The sequence below is a fragment of the Paraburkholderia sp. UCT31 genome, assembly GCF_014397655.1.
Lineage (GTDB): Bacteria > Pseudomonadota > Gammaproteobacteria > Burkholderiales > Burkholderiaceae > Paraburkholderia > Paraburkholderia tuberum.
Map to the genome: position 1 here is coordinate 53,290 of NZ_VZQP01000032.1, position 16,371 is coordinate 69,660.

Below are 16,371 nucleotides of genomic sequence, written 5' to 3' on the forward strand. Positions count from 1 at the left end.
ACGGCCACAAATACTGTACATAAAGACTAAGATAGGTATGTGTACCAAATAAAGCAAGGGGGTTCGGACAGCCCGCTCATCGCTATCGTCCTCGAAGGTGGGACCTCGGGCGCCCGAGCTGCTTGCAGGAACGGGAGCCGCGTTCTGCTTCTAACCGTGGCTTGGCATCTTGTGCTCAACCTTGTGAAGGCAGGGAATTCCCTCTCTTTTTTCTTTTTTTTGGTTTTGTATCATGACCTAACTTTGGTGGTATTTTCTACGAAGGCGCCGCGAGAAGCGTTTTGAACCGGACTGCCGATTGACGATTCAGGAGTTCAGACATGGATGAAGCCACGCGCGAGGCGTTCGCCGAGGACGGCGCCGTTCTCGTCAAAGGTCTTCTCAGCGAGCAGCAGTTGGCGCGGTGCAGGGAGGTCTTCGACTGGGGCATAGAGAACCCCGGGCCTATGGCTTGCAGCCTGTTCGAAGGCACGGTACACAAGACCCACAACGACAACGCCAATCCGTATGCGAAGGGGCGTCTGGACGAGCTGGTTGGCCAACTGCCGTTCGGCCGACTGTTCGCGGACCTGTGGGCCTCGGATCACGTCTGGTATTTCGCAGAGGAGCTGTTCCTCAAAAGTGGGGGCAGGAGCGGTCGCTCGCCGTGGCATCAGGACACGTCCTACCTGCCATGGGAGGGGATGCACCTCGGGAATGCGTGGATCAGCTTTGAGGCCGTCCCCAAACAGAATGCGCTTGAGATTGTGCGGGGATCCCATCGAGGTCCGCGTCACGATGGCACGACCTTTCAAAATGCTGAAGATCCGACTGATCCTCTCCATGGCGGCGATGTCTGGCCGCGCCTGCCGAATATCGAAGCTGAGCGCCGCGATAACCCGGCTGCTTACGACATCATTTCGTGGGCGACGGAGCCCGGTGACGTCCTGCTGCTGCATCCGGGCGTGCTGCACGGCGGCGGCGCGGTGGACAGCGCGTTTCCAGAGCGCCACACGCTCGTGCTGCGCTTCTTCGGCGACGGCGCGGTTTTCAGTCCGCTGCCGCAACCGAGCGTCTCGGGCTTCACGTCGTCCGGTGTCTTGCTCATCGAAGAACTTGCCGCGTTGAAAGAAGGGGATCCGTTTCGCGCACCGTGTTTCCGTCAACTCGTCTGACCATAGGGGCCACCATCATGACAATGTCCACTACGCGGCAATCGATCATCCCGCCGCCGTTCCAGGCGTTCTACGACGCTTACCATTTTTCACCCGCGACCCGCGTGGGGAACACGATCTGGGTCTCCGGCCAGGTCGGCATCGGCACGGATATGAAAGCCGGCGAGGGCATGCCGGCGCAGGCCCGCATCGCCTTCGAGTCCCTCAAAGCCGTGCTCGAGACGGTGGGCGCGAGCCTCTCCGACGTGGTGGAGCTGACCACCTTTCACACGGACTTACGCGGTGAAATGGAGGCCTTTTCGGCGGTCAAGGACGCGTACTTCCCGGCGCGCTATCCGTCGTGGACTGCGGTTGGCGTAACACAATTGGCGCTGCCAGAGTTGTGCATCGAGATTCGGGCTGTGGCCGTGGCAGGCTGCGGCGAGGACTGAGCGGTTCGGCCCCGATGTGTAGGGTTTGATTCTAACGATGCGTACTACGAATGAAAATTGGATCGGAAGGAGAGTCATGATGAGAAAGCACACCATCGGAACCATGTCCGCCATCACGGCTACTTTATTGCTCGTGGCCGGAGTGGCAGTTGCCGACGACCTCACGCCGTCAGGCGCCGAGCGCGCGGCCAGCAAGGACGGACTCGTGCCGGCGTTTGCCGGCAGGGAAGCCACGCCGGCCGGCTGGGAGTGGGGCAAGGTCCGCGGTGACTTCTGGAAGTACAAGAACGAAAAACCCCTGTACACGATCGATGCGTCGAACGTCGACAAATACGCCGAAAAGCTGTCACCGGGGGAGATTCAGCTCGTCAAGCAGTTGAAGGGCTACCGCATGGACGTCTATCCGTCCCACCGCGAATGCCAGCTGCCGGATTTCGCCGAGCAGAATTCGAAGGCAAATCTCACGACGGCGAAACTCGCTTCGGATGGCGAGACGCTGCAGGCGGCGGCGCTACCAGGCGTGGCGTTTCCGCAGCCGAAGAACGGCGCCGAGGCGATCCTCAACTATGAAACACGGTACCGCGGCGAGGGGGTCGAGTGGTCGCCGGTTGTCACGTCCATTTCACCGCGCCCGGGCGGCAGCGACTGGATCGACGCAATCGGTCCCCAGGTGTTCTATTTCCCGGGGGGCAAGGATGGCAGCAGCACGCCGCAGGATGTTGACCAACTCAGTCTCGGTGCCTACTTTTCCGTCGATTCGCCGGCAGCACTGGCCGGGCAGGCCTTCGTGCAGCGGCAGTACTTCGATAAGGATTCGGAAACGTATTACTACTTCCCCGGCCAACGCCGGGTGAGACGCATGCCGGCCTATACGCACGATGCGCCACTGATCGGCTTCGAGAATCAGTATCTGATCGACGAATCCAACATGTTGAACGGCTCAATCGACCGCTTCAACTGGAAGCTCGTAGGCAAGAAGGAAATGATCGTCCCGTATAACGATTTCGGCATGTACACCTTCAAGGACAAACTGCATGACGTCGCCACGCCCAATGGCATCTCGTCCGATCATCGCCGCTACGAGGTGCACCGCGTCTGGGTCGTGGAGGCGACGCTCAAGCCCACGGCGCGCCACGTTGCGTCGAAGAAGGTGTTCTACCTGGACGAGGATAGCTGGCTTGCGCTCGTGGGCGAGGACTATGACGCGCAGGGCAAGCTCTGGAAGGTGCGCGAGAGCTACCCGATCCCGGTGTGGGAACTGGGCGGCGCCTGCGATAACGAGCCGTTCGTGCAGTACGACGTCAACAACGGGCGCTACGTGTTCGACGCCTCGTCGATTGGCCAGGGTAAGGACATTCGCTGGTACCAGCAGGTCAACGACCCGCGTTTCAAGACGGACTTCTTCACGGCTGAATCCTTGCGATCGGTGAGCGAGCGCTGAAGTTCGGCGAAGGACCAGGGACCGGCGTGCATCGGTGACGTGCGCCGGGATCGAGGGTGACGGCAGGGGAGATCCATGAAAACGAAGATCATCGGAAGATATATTGCGGCGTCGCTGGCCATGTTCGGTACGGCTGCGACCAGCGCGTACGGTTATGAGTTCACGACGGGTCTTGGTGATCTCACGGGTTCATGGGTGACCAACCTCACGGGGGGCGCGGGCATCCGCACAAAAAACCCGAGCTGCTCGCTTACCGGCGACCCGAACTCGTTCGGTTGCGGCGCGGCAGCCAACACCAATCAATGGGGCGTGGGTGACGACGGTAATCTGAACTACCGCAAGGGTCAGCCCTTCAGCACCTACGTCAGCGCGACGAGCGAACTGCTCTTCAAGATGCCAAGCGAGGGCCTAAAGTTCATGATCCGTGGCACGGGTATGTACGACTTCCTCGCCGGCGACACGAACCGCACGCCGCTGTCGAGCACCGCTGCGGCGCAGGTCGTCTACAACGTGCAACTGCTCGACCTCTGGGGCGAGAAGGATTTCACGATCAACGGGCAGAGCGCGCACGTGCGCCTCGGCAACCAGGTGGTCAACTGGGGCGAGAGCATGTTCGCGCAGGGCGGAATCAACGCCACCAACTCTCTCGACGTGCAGAAGCTGCTGATTCCCGGCTCGCAGCTGAAGCAGGCGCTGCTGCCCGCGCCGATGATCAGCTTTGCAGCGGACCTTTCTCATGGCTTTAGTACTGAGGATTACTACCAGTTTTCGTGGAACGGCAACCGCTATCCGCCGGTGGGCTCGTTCTGGTCGGTATCGAACAGCCTGGGCCGGGGAACCAACCCGTATACGGTGAGCACCACCAATCTGAACGTGGCCGGCCCCAGCGCCGGCACCATCGCGGGGGCCAGCAGCGGCAACCAGAACGTGCTCGACGGCATCAATAACGGCCTCGTCAGCGGTGCGTTTGCGGGGCCTCCCTTTAACGTTGTCGGCCTGCCCGTCAACTGGCAGGCGCCATCGAAGTACCATCCGCAGTTCGGCATGAAGTTCAACTATTCGCCGCGCTCCTTCGATGCGAACTTTGCTGTCTATTACGAGAACTACACCGACAAGTCGCCGGTGCTTTCGTCTCTGGCCAATGGGACGTTGGACTGGTCGTATCTGCAGAACCGTCAGCTCTTCGGCGCCAGCGCTAACTTCGGGATCGGCAACTGGGCGATCGGCACCGAGCTCTCGTACCGGCCGCACGATGCCGTCGCACTGTCGAGCTGCTATGGCGCAGGTGGCCCATTGGACCTGAACACCAACGGCGTGGCCGGCGTGAATTGCCAGCAATGGGCCGACATGAAGAAGCTCCAGTACGACATCAACGGGCTGCTGGCGCTAACGCGCAGCGAGTATCCGTTCCTCAAGCTGCTCGGTGCGGATGAAGCGACGCTGACCTGGGAGCTCACATGGATCTACTACCCTGGCCTGAGCCAGCGCGGCGTCACGCGCTCGGTGGATGGCCAGACGGTCACGCAGGTGCCTCAGGCGGGCTACCTGCCCTGGCTGAACAACGGATCCAGCCTGGGCTACCCGATCGGCATGGCGCAGGGCACGTCGAGCTCCGTGGGCGCAACCATCGATTTCAACTGGACCTACGACGGCACGCTGATTCATGGCTGGCAGGTGACGCCGGGCGTGACGTTCGCCGACGGACTCTACGGCTATACGCCGACGCTTACCGCGAACTACCTGCAGGGCTCGAAGTCGCTGAACCTCTACGTGCTGTTCAACCAGAACCCGACGGTCTGGCAGGCAGGCATCAATTACACGCTGTTCTGGGGCGGGCACAACACCGTAGGCAATCCCTACGCAGACCGCAACTTCGTCGGCATGTTCGTCACCCGGAACTTCTGATGGCCGAAACGCCGGTGTGGGGTCCGATGCCGCTTGTCGCCGGAGCTGCCGAAACATTTGAAGGGAAAATGCCGTGTTAAATCGTCTGGTAAAAACGCTGGAAAGGGTGTTCTTCGGTCATCGCATGGCGGTGCTGGTGAGCATTGGCCTGTTCACCGTGGTCATGGCATTTTTTGCCGTGCAGTTGCGGATGGATGCGGGCTTCGAGAAGCAGATGCCGATCGGCCACGAATACATTCAGACCTTCCAGAAGTACCGCTCCGACCTGCTCGGCGCGAACCGGATCACCGTGGTCGTGCGTGCACGCAAGGGCTCGATCTGGACGAAGGAAGGGCTTACGCGACTGTACAAGGTGACCCAGGCGGTGACGTACCTGCCGAACGTGGACCGCATTGGCGTGCAGTCGCTGTGGACGCCGAACGCCTACGTGAACGAGATCACCGACGAGGGCTTCCGCGCGGAGCCAATCATCTCCGGCACGATCACGCCCGACCAGCTCACGCCCGACGTTGTCGCGAAGGTGCGCCGTGCGACGACACTCGGCGGCTATATCGGAACGCTCGTTTCGCACAACGAAGACAGCGCCATGATTACGGCCGAGCTCAACGAGCGGGACCGCAATGGCAAGGTGCTCGATTACGTGGCGTTCAACCACCTGCTCGAAGCCCAGATCCGCAAACCGTTTGAAGATGCGGGCTATGAAATCCAGATCATTGGCTTCGCGAAGCAGATCGGCGATATCGCCGATGGCGCGACCGCCGTGCTCGGCTTCTGCGGCATCGCGTTGCTGCTCACGGCGCTTGCGGTCTACTGGTACTGCCATTCGGTGCGCTTCACGGTGCTGCTGATTTCATGCTCGCTGACATCGCTCGTCTGGCAGTTCGGCACGCTGAAGCTGTTGGGCTTTGGACTGGACCCGCTCGCGGTGCTGGTGCCATTCCTGGTCTTTGCGATTGGCGTCTCGCACGGCGTACAGCAGGTCAATTTCATCGTGCGGGAGATTGCGCACGGCAACAGCTCGTTCGATGCGGCGCGGCACAGCTTCAGTGGTTTGCTGATTCCGGGCGTACTGGCACTCGTCACCGCATTCGTATCGTTCATCACGCTGCTGCTGATTCCGATACCGATGGTGCGGGAACTGGCGATCACGGCGTCGCTCGGCGTCGCATACAAGATCGTGACGAATCTGATCCTGCTGCCGGTGGCGGCGTCATGCTTCAACTTCGCGAAGAGCTACGCGGACAGCGCGCTCAAGCGCAGCGAGCGGCGCTCGGCGTGGTTGCGCGGGCTCGCGCGCATCGCCCAGCCGCGTTATGCAGGCGTGACCGTTGCATTGACGCTGGTGGTGTTCGCACTTGCCGCCTGGCAAAGCCGCGACCGTGTGATCGGCACACTGCAGCCGGGCGCGCCAGAACTGCGTGCGGATGCGCGTTTCAACAGCGATGCCACGTCGATCGCTTCGAGCTACGACATCGGCCTCGACTGGCTCACTGTCGCGATCGAGTCGGCGCAAAAGGGCTGCGACAACCCGGCAGTCGGCCTGTACGAGGACGACCTCACGAGCGCGATGCGCACCGAACCAGGCGTGGTGTCGGTCGAGTCCTACTCGGCGATGCTGCGCCGCTACAACCAGGGCTACAACGAGGACTACCCGAAGATGAATGTCGTGCCGATCGACCCTGGGAACTACGGCGCGGTCTCGGTGGATGTGGGCCGGGTGAAGGGCTTCATGAAGGCGGATTGCAGCATGACGGCCGTGCACCTGTTTCTCACCGACCACAAGGCCAAGACGATCAGCCGGATCCTGGACGACGTGAAGACGTATCGCGCTTCGCATCCGTTCCCGGGCATCACCGTGCGTCTCGCGGCGGGCAATGCGGGCGTACTCGCCGCGACCAACGAGGAAGTGGCAGCGAGCGAGTTGCCCATGATGCTCTACGTGTATGCAGCGATCCTGATACTGGTGTTCCTCGCCTACCGCGACTGGCGCGCGATGCTCGCGTGCTGCCTGCCGCTCTCGGTGGCGACTTTCATCGGCTACTGGTTCATGAAGGAACTGCAGATCGGGCTCACGGTGGCGACGCTGCCCGTCATGGTGCTGGCGGTGGGTATTGGCGTGGATTACGCGTTCTATATCTACAACCGGCTGCAGGTGCATCTGGCGGGCGGGCAGAACATCGTGAAGGCTGTGCAGCACGCAATGCTGGAAGTGGGTGTGGCGACGATCTTTACGGCTATCACGCTGGCCATTGGCGTGGCGACGTGGAGCTTCTCGGCGCTGAAGTTCCAGGCCGACATGGGCAAGCTGCTGGCGTTCATGTTCCTCGTGAACCTGCTGATGGCGATGACGGCGCTGCCGGCGCTGGCCTCTGTGCTGGAACGGTGGTTCCCGAGGCGCAAACCGGCGCGTGCGCCTGGACTCTTCAGCCATTGAACAGGGGAGACGCAGTCATGATCAAGATACTTGTTGCTTGTGCCGCGCTGTGCGCGAGTGCGGCAGTCTGGGCTCTGCCGCCGGGAGCCATTGCGGAGTGGGCGGCGATGCCCGCACACGCGTGGGCGGCCCCGTCCCACATGATGCTGCTGGACGCCACGCGTGCGGGTAAGCGCATCGTGGCGGTGGGCGAGCACGGCGTCATCGTTATATCGGATGACGAAGGAAAGACGTGGCGCCAGGCGAAACGAGCGGCTGTTTCGGCGACGCTCTCGGCCGTCACCTTTACCGACGCGCAGCACGGCTGGGCGGTCGGCCAGTGGGGCGTGATTCTCGCAACGGGCGACGGCGGCGAGACCTGGCAGAAGCAGCGCATGGACCTCTCGGTGGACCAGCCGCTCTTCTCAGTGCTGTTCACGAGCCAGAGAGATGGCGTGGCCGTAGGCCTGTGGTCGCTGATGCTCGCCACGCACGACGGCGGCAAGACGTGGACGAAGGTGACTGTGCCGAAGCCGCCGGGTGGCACGAGGGCGGACCGCAACCTGTACCACATTTTTGCCGACAGCAAGGGCGCGCTCTATATCGATTCGGAACAGGGGATGGTGCTGAAGTCCACGGATGGTGGCGCGAACTGGAGCTATCAGGCAACGGGCGGCAAGGGCACGCTGTGGACGGGCGTGGCGCTGCCCGACGGGCGGATCGTGGTGGGCGGGCTGCTGGGCAGCCTGTACCAGAGCAGCGACGGCGGGGCGACGTGGGCGGCGCTGAACGTGGGCACGAAGAGTTCGATCACCGATCTCGTAGCGACTCGAAACGGACTGATGGGCGTCGGGCTCGATGGCCTTGTGTTCCGGCAACGCGAGGGCAGCACGTCGTTCGAGGTTCATCAGCGCGACGATCGCGCAACGCTCACCGCCGCATTGATTGATGGCGCCGGCAAACCGGTGTTGTTTTCGCAGGAGGGGGTGCTGACGGTCCATTGAGAAGCGCCAGTCGCTACCTTGTTAAAACGTTTTCCTTAAGAGCAGAGAAGGAAAGGGGAGAAACAATGAAACTGAATTGGGCATGAAAGATGGATCGGAAACGTAAGCCGGATACACAGACCCGGCGCCAGCTGCTACGCGTTACGGCGATGGGCGCGGCGTCACTCGCGGCCGGCGGCATGTCGCTGGCACAGGCCGCCGTAACGAAGCCCATGAACGGCGACATTCTGGACGTCGCGATCATCGGCGCGGGTCTCGCTGGATTGACCGCGGGCCGTGACCTCAAACTGGCCGGATGCGATTCGTTCGTCGTGCTCGAGGCACGCAACCGCGTCGGTGGACGCACCTATAACCACGACCTCGGACACGGTGTCGTTTCCGAAGCCGGAGGGCAGTGGATCGGTCCCGGCCAGACCGCGATCTTCGATCTGGCACGTCAACTCGAGATCGATACGTTTCCGAGCTGGTACACGGGTAAGACCATCGTGATGGCGCAGGGCGCTACGGTGGCGCAGGATTTTCATGGCGGCACTGGGGGTGACGACACGATCGGCAACCGGCTTGCCGAACTGTCGCGCGGCGTGCCGTCCGGCGCGCCGTGGAAAGCGCCGCGTCTGGCGGAACTGGACAAGCTCTCTTACGGCGAGTGGCTCTTGCAACAGGGCGTGAAATACGAGGACGGCTACTTTCTCGCGCTAGCCGCGAAGCTGACCACGGGCGGTGCGCCGGCGCAGCTGGGTCTGCTGCACTACTTATCGATGATCAACAGTGCAAGCTGCAACTACACGCAGCTCGAAGCGTTCAAGGGCGGCGCGCAGGAAACGCGCATCGTCGGCGGTTCGCAGCGTCTGAGCATCAAGATGGCCGAGCAACTCGGCGACAAGGTCAGGCTGTCCTCGCCCGTGCGCAAGGTCACCGGCTGGGATCGTGACGTTGTGGAGGTGCACACCGATCAGGGCGTGGTTAAGGCGCGTCGTGCGATTGTCGCGATGAATCCGGCCCTGTGCAATCAGGTTGTTTTCGATCCGCCGTTGCCCGGCGGGCGGGCGCAACTCCAGCAGAACTGGCCCACGAACGCCCCCATGCGCAAGACGGTCCACGTCTACGACAAACCGTTCTGGCGCGACGCCGGTTATTGCGGAACGATCTTCCAGGTCGGTGGCCCGGTCTTCATGGCGTACGACAACTCGCCTCCCGATGCATCGCTCGGCGTGATCGCCGCATTCGTCGCGCCGGGGATGTTGCCGGACGATTCCGCGATGGCCGAAAAGACGCTGTCGGCCACTTTTGCCAAGGCATTCGGCGACCGCGCGCTGCATCCGACGCAGTTCCACGACTACGACTGGGGCCGGGTCGATCCGTGGACCCTGCATTGCATCAATCCCATGCCGCCGGGCTTCTGGACCAGGTGGGGCAAGTATCTGCATCCCGAAGTGGGGCGCCTGATCTGGTCAGGGACTGAAACCGCCGACATCTGGGCCGGCGCGATGGACGGTGCCGTGCGTTCGGGCCACCGCGCTGCCTTGCAGGCGCTGGCCGGCTTCACTCGACGCGGCGAGGAGGCGTGAATGAAACGGGCATGGATCGTAAGCGCAGCCGTTGTGCTGGCAGGCGTCGCAGGCGTGGGAGCGCTCTACGGACGCGATTACCTCGACGGTATGCATTTCGAAAAGGCGATGAGCGAGATCGACAAGACGGCAGTGGCCAACGGTGGCCCATGGCCGCAACCGCAGGAGACCTGCTACTTCTGCCACGGTGCGCACGGGCAGTCCGTCAACGCCTGGTATCCGGCGCTGTCCGGACAGCCAGAAGCTTATCTCGTCGCCCAGTTGCACGCGTTTGCCGGCGACCTGCGACCTAACCCCCACATGGGGGCGATTGCGAGGGAGCTGACGGACGAGCAGATCAAGTCGTTGGCTGTCTATTTCGCGCGGCAGACGCCGGCCCAAAGCGAAGCGGTGCACGTCCAGGCGGCGCTCGAAAAGCGCGGGATGGCGCTCGTAGCGGCGAAAAGCTGTCAGGCCTGCCACGGGGCGTCGTTCATGGGCCGCAACCTGGTGCCACGACTGGCGGGCCAGGGCGAAGCCTATCTCGCGAAGCAGCTTGCTGCGTTCAAGACGGGCGAGCGTCGTGACCCGAGCGGCGCAATGAACGGGATGGCGGCCACGTTGTCCGGCGAAGACATCCAGGCGGTGGCCAGCTATCTGGCGAGCCTGACGCCGGGTGGCAGCGCCGCAGGCGCGCAATAGCTGCCATGGCGTAACGGGCAGGAACAGTGGGGTGACAGGGGAACACCCTGTATTTTTTCAGTTTCGTTAAGTTGTCAATGTGACCTAAGTTGGGTATTGTGTTCTATTAATGAAGCGTGCTTCATCGCAACACTGACTGACGGTGCTGTTTGTCAGCCGCCGGCGACATCCCCGCATTTGACAGACGCAACATTTAACCAATCACGTTTCAGGAGACAAGCATGGCAAAGCATCCCGTCGTCGTTTATGGTGCAAGTGGTTACACCGGCATGTTGATCATGGACTGGCTCATCGACCAGGACATTCCCTTTACGGCGGTCGCGCGTAACGCGAAGCGCACGCAGGACATGATGGCCCAGCGTGTCGTGCGCCTCGAATCGGCGAACTACGAAGTCATCGAAGCCGAGCACAACGTGGATTCGCTCGTGAATGCCTTTCGCGGTGCAAAGGTCGTGTGCAACACGGTCGGGCCGTTCTTCAATTTCGGCCTTACCGCCGTGGAAGCGGCGCTCAAGGCAGGCTGCCATTACCTCGACACCACTGGCGAGCAGCACTATATCCGCCAGGTTCGCGAACAGTTCGGCGAGAAGTTCCGGCAGGCGGGGCTGCTGGTATCGCCCTCGAATGCCTACATGTACACGTTCGCGGAAATCGCCGCCGAACTGGCGCTTGAAACGCCCGGCATCGATGCGCTGGAGACCGCCACGCTCACGCGCGGCCCGCGCGGCGCCGGCGCCGGTGTGAGCGTGGGCTCCACTGCGACCATCTTCGAAGGCTATCGTCAGGAAGCATGCTATCTGTGGGAAAAGAAGCTGGTGCCGCATGACAGCCACGCTTCGTTCAACATCGCCTCTCCCGACTTCCTTCAGCCCGTGTTCGCCCTGCCGTGGGGCGGGACGTCGCTGCCGGTCTACTTCGAGCACGATCCGCGCGTGCGCAGCTGCGTTTCCTGCGTGGGCTTCTACGACAACAATGCGATGCAGATGGTGCACGCGCTTGGACAGAAGTGGGAAGCCGAGTACGCGAACTTGCCGCGCGAGCAGCAGGATGCGGTGCTCAAGCAACTCGTCGACTCGACCACGCGGGCCATGCCGCCGCGCGAACGCACGTCGCTTCATCGCACTGTCGACTTCGCGATTGGCCGCGGCCAGCTCTCCGCCGTTCGCGCGACCGTGCACGGCATCACGCCATACATCGCGACCGGCGCGATCCAGACGGCCGCGGCCATCAAGCTGCTCGACGGCGAGACCGCGAAGGTGGGCTTCGCCTCGGGTTCCCAGGCATTCGGGCATCGCTATCTGCTCGGCTTCCTCGAGCAGCGTGGGCTCGCGCGCGCGACCGTCGCTCAGCTGTAAGCGCCGCGAGCGCGCAGTTTCGGGACAGATTCAGGACAGACAGGGAAACACGGGATATGGCAATCATTGACTTCTTCGACCGCGGTTGGCGCATCAACCCCAACGGCATCGCCTACATCCAGGACGAGCGTAGCTATTCGTTCGATGAGGTGCACACGCTGTCGTGCCGCATCGCTAACGGCCTGCTCGCTGCCGGCTTCGAAAAGGAAGCGAAGGCAGCGGTCTGGGCCGACAACGACGTCACGGCATGGACCTGCACGCTGGCGCTGTGGCGTGCGGGTGTGGTGTGGATCCCGGTGAACGGGCGCAACGCGCCGCAGGAGAACCAGTACCTCCTCGACGCGTTCGATTGCGAAGCGCTGTTTTTCCACCAGACGTTCGCACCGGCGATCGAAGCGCTGCGTCCCAGTCTGCCCAAGGTCAGGCTCTGGGTCTGTATCGATGCCGATCTGCCGTGGGCGCCGTCGCTCGAGAAGTGGAGCGCGGCGCAACCTGCGACAGAGCCGCGCGTCGATTACGACATGGACGACATCGTGACCCTTTCGGCCACGGGTGGAACGACGGGTTTGCCGAAGGGTGTGATGAACACGCATCGCGCGTTTCAAACCTACTTCGCGCAGTTCATGATGGCGTTTCCGTATGGCGTGGAGCGTCCGGTGAATCTCGCCGCCGCGCCCATGACGCATACTGCGGGAATGCTCTCGCTGCCGTGCACCGCGCGCGGCGGCACGGTGGTCGTGTTGCCCAAGCCGGAGCCGGCGCTTCTTCTCGCGGCGATCGCGAAGCATCGGGTCACGGAGTTCTTCCTGCCGCCGACGGTCATCTATCGCCTGCTCGATATCCCCGGCATCGAGGACCAGGATTTTTCGTCGCTCAAGTGCTTCCTGTATGGCGCCGCGCCGATGTCGGTGGAGAAGCTCAGGCGCGCGATCGTGGTGTTCGGTCCGGTTATGTCGGGCGGCTACGGACAGACGGAAGCCCCGGCGTCCATCTCCTATCTCACGCCTGCCGAGCACTTCGTCGACGGCAAGCCTGCGCCGGACAGCCGGCTCTCGTCGGTCGGCAGGCCCAACCCGCTGATCCGCGTCGAAATCATGAACGATCGCGGCGAGATCCTGCCGCAGGGCGAGACCGGCGAAATCTGCGTGCGCGGCGACCTTGTCATGAAGGGCTACTACAAGGCGCCGGAGAAGACTGGGGAAACGATCATCGACGGCTGGCTGCACACGGGCGACGTCGGTCATCTGGATTCCGAAGGGTATCTGCACATCACCGACCGCAAGAAGGACATGATCATCAGCGGCGGCTTCAACGTGTATCCGAGCGAAGTCGAGCAGGTGATCTGGGCTCATCCGGCGGTGCAGGATTGCGCGGTGATCGGTGTGCCCGACGAAAAGTGGGGGGAGGCCGTGAAGGCGGTGGTGGAGCTCAACGCGGGTCAGAGCGTCAATGCCGAAGATCTCGTGGCGTTGTGCAAGGAGAAGCTCGGCTCGATCAAGGCACCGAAGACTGTGGACTTCGTCGCGGCACTGCCTCGCAGTACGGCCGGCAAGGTGCTGAAGAAGGATCTGCGCGAGCAGTACTGGCAGGGTCAAACCCGCCGGATCTGAATCAGCAACGTTGAGATAAAACACCATGAGCGACATTTACATCGCCGGCATTGCAATGACCGTGTTCGGCCGGCACTTCGAGCGCAGCATCGACGATCTCGCGGGCGAAGCGCTACGCGGAGCATTGAAGGATGCGGGTTGCGATGCTGGGGCGATCGGCGCGGCTTTCTATGCCGGCATCACCAATGGGCCGCTGCAGGGCCAGCTGTCAATTCCGGGGCAGGTCGTGTTCAGCAAGATCGGGATTGAAGGCATTCCGGTCTACAACGTCGAAAACGCCTGCGCATCGGGCAGCACCGCGGTGCATCTCGCAGCGCAGGCACTTCGGTCGGGCGCCTGCGATGCGGCGCTCGCGCTCGGCGCGGAGAAGATGAACGTCGCGGACAAGGCGAAGTCATTCGCCCTGTTCGAGGCGGGCTGGGACGTGTCGCGCGTCGACGAAAACTTCGCCAGGCTGATGAAGCTCGGCGAAGGCATCGAGCCGCCGCCCGGAGCGGAGTCCGATCGGCCCTATAGCCGCTTCATGTCGGTCTACGCCGCGCTGTGCCGGTATCACATGAAGACCTACGGCACCACGCAACGCCAGATCGCCGCCGTGTCGTCGAAGAACCATCTGCATTCGGTGCACAACCCGTATTCGCAGTTCCGCCAGCCGTTCACGATCGACGAAGTACTTGCGGCACCGCCGATCACGTATCCGATCACGCTGCCGATGTGCGCGCCGGTTACGGACGGTGCGGCAGCGGCGATCCTCTGCACCAGGGAGGGGCTGCGGCGCATCGGCGCCGACCACAAGCGTTGCATCCGGATTGCGGCGAGCGTGATCCGCAGCTTCACGCATCGAAGCGCCAACGAGCCGGAAAAGAACATCGGCCGGCTCGCCGCGCTGCAGGCCTATCAACAGGCAGGCCTCGGCCCCGAGGACATAGATGTCGCAGAAGTGCACGACGCGTCGGCAATGGGGGAAATCATCCAGGCTGAAAATCTGCAACTGGTCCCGATCGGCCAGGGCGGCCCCGCAGCCGAGCGCGGCGAGTTCACCCTCGGCGGGCGTATTCCAATCAATACATCCGGCGGCCTCGAATCGAAAGGCCATCCACTGGGTGCGACGGGAATCGCTCAGCTATACGAACTGGTGACTCAACTGCGCGGCGAAGCGGGCGCGCGTCAGGTATCCGGCGCGCGGCACGCAATTCAGGAAAACGGCGGCGGATTTCAGGGTATCGAAGAGGCGGCGCTCGCCGTCCACATTCTGAGCAGGACTTGAAGGAGCGTGCATGAGCGAGACAACGGAAACCCAGGCAGGACAGCAAGGCGACTCGCGCTCCGGAGTGAACCGCCGCACTTTCCTCAAGGGCGCGGCGGCAGTAGCCGTAGTGGTGCCGGCAGTGGCGGCCACGCAATGCGCGCGCGTCGAATCGGCTGGGCCAGCGGAGGAGGCGAAAATGACCGCTGACATGGAGAAGTACCGCGCGCTTGGCGGCTGGGTGGAAAGGCCGGGCGACATACAGCCGGAACTCGTGGGCGACACGAGTGCGGATGTGATCATCGTCGGCGCCGGGTTTGCCGGGCTGTCGGCTGCGCTGGAACTGGTCAGGCACGGAGCGAAAGTGATCGTGCTCGAGCGCGAGTTTGCCGGCTTTGGTGCAAGTGGACGCAACGCTGGCTATCTGGCCGGCGCACTCGCGCTCGAGTACGATCTTTTTCTCAAGGACATAGGCAACCAGAAAGGGAGGGAGATCGTTCGCTACTATGAGGAGGCCGTCCCCTTCGTGGAGGGAAAGCTCAAGGAGCACGAGATCGACTGCGACTATAACCAGACGGGCATTATCCGCGCGGGCATCGATCCCGCGCAGGAAGACAAGGTGCGCGAGGACATGCGAACCGGCGCCGAGCTGGGCTTTCAGTCGGAGTTTCTCGATCAGGTTGAGATGCGTGCGCGTGGCATTCCGCCTGCGTTCCTGTTTGGCAACTACGTGCCGCGCGGGGGCACGCTCCATCCCGGCAAGTACGTGATGGGGCTCAGGCGCGCGGCTCTGCGGGCAGGCGTGAAGATATACGAGAACACGCCGCTGCTGTCTTACACGGAAGGGCCGGTCATCATGGTGCAAACTCCGCGAGGCAGTGCGAGTGCCCCGGCTCTGATGCTGGCCACCAACGCCTATACGCCGCAACTCGGCCTGCTTGCAGACAAGGTCGTGCCGTTACGGGTCTCGGCGATCGAGACCGAGCCGCTTTCCGATGCTCAGCGCAAGGCGTTGGGTTGGCTGCGACGCGAAGGCATCGTGACGGCGCACTGGACCATGGAAAGCCATCGCCTGACCGTCAACAACACGCTCGTGGTGACGACCAAGCGCCTCCACTATCCATACGGCTCCAAAACACCAAACGTACCCGACTATGATTCGTATCGCGAGCTGCGCACGGCTCTGCATGACCGCTTCCCGACCCTCAAAGGCATCGCGCTGCGGGCATGCTGGAGCGGCTATATCAGCTTTGCCAATGACGCGCTGCCGGTCGTCGGGGCAACGGGCGCGCATCAGAACATTTTCTACAGCGCTGGGTGCTCCGGGCATGGCGTGGCCGCCCAGTCCATGGTGGGAAACATGATCGCCGGGCGGATTCGCGGCACCGAAAATCCGCTCCTTTCGGCGCTGGATCACAAGACGCCGTCGACACTGCCCGAGCCGTTGCGATGGTGCGTCATGAATGGGGCGCTGGGCGTGGTGAACGTGCTCGACGACCGTGTGAACGGCAAGGCGCGTGCCGCGCAAGCGCAGCGGGCGTAATGCGATTAGCGCCACAGAAT

Annotated in this window: 12 protein-coding genes; all 12 read left to right on the top strand. The window is 62.7% G+C overall.

What is annotated here, in order from left to right:
• Positions 1 to 320 precede the first annotated feature (320 nt).
• The 12 genes from F6X40_RS25115 to F6X40_RS25170 all read left to right on the top strand — a co-directional run bounded on the left by F6X40_RS25115 (position 321) and on the right by F6X40_RS25170 (position 16,351).
• Entirely contained in the window at positions 321 to 1,154 is an 834-nt protein-coding gene (locus F6X40_RS25115; RefSeq protein WP_187629627.1) for a phytanoyl-CoA dioxygenase family protein, read from the top strand.
• 17 nt (positions 1,155 to 1,171) lie between these two features.
• Positions 1,172 to 1,585 (top strand): RidA family protein, encoded by a 414-nt coding sequence (locus F6X40_RS25120; RefSeq protein ID WP_187629628.1) that lies wholly within the window; start codon positions 1,172 to 1,174, stop codon positions 1,583 to 1,585.
• Positions 1,586 to 1,661: 76 nt separating this feature from the next.
• Complete coding sequence (locus F6X40_RS25125; RefSeq protein WP_187629629.1) at positions 1,662 to 3,026, top strand: DUF1329 domain-containing protein; 1,365 nt, start codon at positions 1,662 to 1,664, stop codon at positions 3,024 to 3,026.
• Positions 3,027 to 3,101: 75 nt separating this feature from the next.
• A complete protein-coding gene (locus F6X40_RS25130) occupies positions 3,102 to 4,931 on the top strand; it encodes a DUF1302 domain-containing protein (RefSeq protein ID WP_184073307.1) in 1,830 nt (609 codons plus the stop codon).
• A gap of 73 nt (positions 4,932 to 5,004) precedes the next feature.
• Entirely contained in the window at positions 5,005 to 7,365 is a 2,361-nt protein-coding gene (locus F6X40_RS25135) for an efflux RND transporter permease subunit (protein WP_187629630.1), read from the top strand.
• Between the two features lie 17 nt (positions 7,366 to 7,382).
• On the top strand, positions 7,383 to 8,348 hold the full coding sequence (locus F6X40_RS25140; RefSeq protein ID WP_187629631.1) for a WD40/YVTN/BNR-like repeat-containing protein: 966 nt from the start codon (positions 7,383 to 7,385) through the stop codon (positions 8,346 to 8,348).
• 89 nt (positions 8,349 to 8,437) lie between these two features.
• Positions 8,438 to 9,916: a flavin monoamine oxidase family protein gene (locus F6X40_RS25145; protein ID WP_187629632.1), complete on the top strand. Its 1,479-nt coding sequence runs from the start codon at positions 8,438 to 8,440 to the stop codon at positions 9,914 to 9,916.
• Positions 9,917 to 10,597, top strand: coding sequence for a c-type cytochrome (locus tag F6X40_RS25150; RefSeq protein WP_187629633.1), 681 nt, complete (start codon positions 9,917 to 9,919; stop codon positions 10,595 to 10,597).
• A gap of 221 nt (positions 10,598 to 10,818) precedes the next feature.
• Positions 10,819 to 11,952: a saccharopine dehydrogenase family protein gene (locus F6X40_RS25155; protein WP_187629634.1), complete on the top strand. Its 1,134-nt coding sequence runs from the start codon at positions 10,819 to 10,821 to the stop codon at positions 11,950 to 11,952.
• 56 nt (positions 11,953 to 12,008) lie between these two features.
• The gene (locus F6X40_RS25160) at positions 12,009 to 13,562 is read left to right on the top strand and encodes a class I adenylate-forming enzyme family protein (RefSeq protein ID WP_187629635.1); all 1,554 of its coding nucleotides are present in this window, start codon (positions 12,009 to 12,011) and stop codon (positions 13,560 to 13,562) included.
• A 25-nt stretch (positions 13,563 to 13,587) separates the two neighbouring features.
• Complete coding sequence (locus tag F6X40_RS25165) at positions 13,588 to 14,829, top strand: thiolase family protein (RefSeq protein WP_187629636.1); 1,242 nt, start codon at positions 13,588 to 13,590, stop codon at positions 14,827 to 14,829.
• 178 nt (positions 14,830 to 15,007) lie between these two features.
• Positions 15,008 to 16,351, top strand: a complete 1,344-nt coding sequence (locus tag F6X40_RS25170; RefSeq protein ID WP_187629659.1) for an NAD(P)/FAD-dependent oxidoreductase — start codon at positions 15,008 to 15,010, stop codon at positions 16,349 to 16,351.
• Positions 16,352 to 16,371 lie beyond the last annotated feature (20 nt).

Excerpts from the sequence above, each read along its gene's own strand:
- F6X40_RS25115 (WP_187629627.1), top strand. The coding sequence starts at position 321 with ATGGATGAAGCCACGCGCGAGGCGTTCGCCGAGGACGGCGCCGTTCTC.
- F6X40_RS25120 (WP_187629628.1), top strand. The coding sequence starts at position 1,172 with ATGACAATGTCCACTACGCGGCAATCGATCATCCCGCCGCCGTTCCAG.
- F6X40_RS25125 (WP_187629629.1), top strand. The coding sequence starts at position 1,662 with ATGATGAGAAAGCACACCATCGGAACCATGTCCGCCATCACGGCTACT.
- F6X40_RS25130 (WP_184073307.1), top strand. The coding sequence starts at position 3,102 with ATGAAAACGAAGATCATCGGAAGATATATTGCGGCGTCGCTGGCCATG.
- F6X40_RS25140 (WP_187629631.1), top strand. The coding sequence starts at position 7,383 with ATGATCAAGATACTTGTTGCTTGTGCCGCGCTGTGCGCGAGTGCGGCA.
- F6X40_RS25145 (WP_187629632.1), top strand. The coding sequence starts at position 8,438 with ATGGATCGGAAACGTAAGCCGGATACACAGACCCGGCGCCAGCTGCTA.
- F6X40_RS25150 (WP_187629633.1), top strand. The coding sequence starts at position 9,917 with ATGAAACGGGCATGGATCGTAAGCGCAGCCGTTGTGCTGGCAGGCGTC.
- F6X40_RS25155 (WP_187629634.1), top strand. The coding sequence starts at position 10,819 with ATGGCAAAGCATCCCGTCGTCGTTTATGGTGCAAGTGGTTACACCGGC.
- F6X40_RS25160 (WP_187629635.1), top strand. The coding sequence starts at position 12,009 with ATGGCAATCATTGACTTCTTCGACCGCGGTTGGCGCATCAACCCCAAC.
- F6X40_RS25165 (WP_187629636.1), top strand. The coding sequence starts at position 13,588 with ATGAGCGACATTTACATCGCCGGCATTGCAATGACCGTGTTCGGCCGG.
- F6X40_RS25170 (WP_187629659.1), top strand. The coding sequence starts at position 15,008 with ATGACCGCTGACATGGAGAAGTACCGCGCGCTTGGCGGCTGGGTGGAA.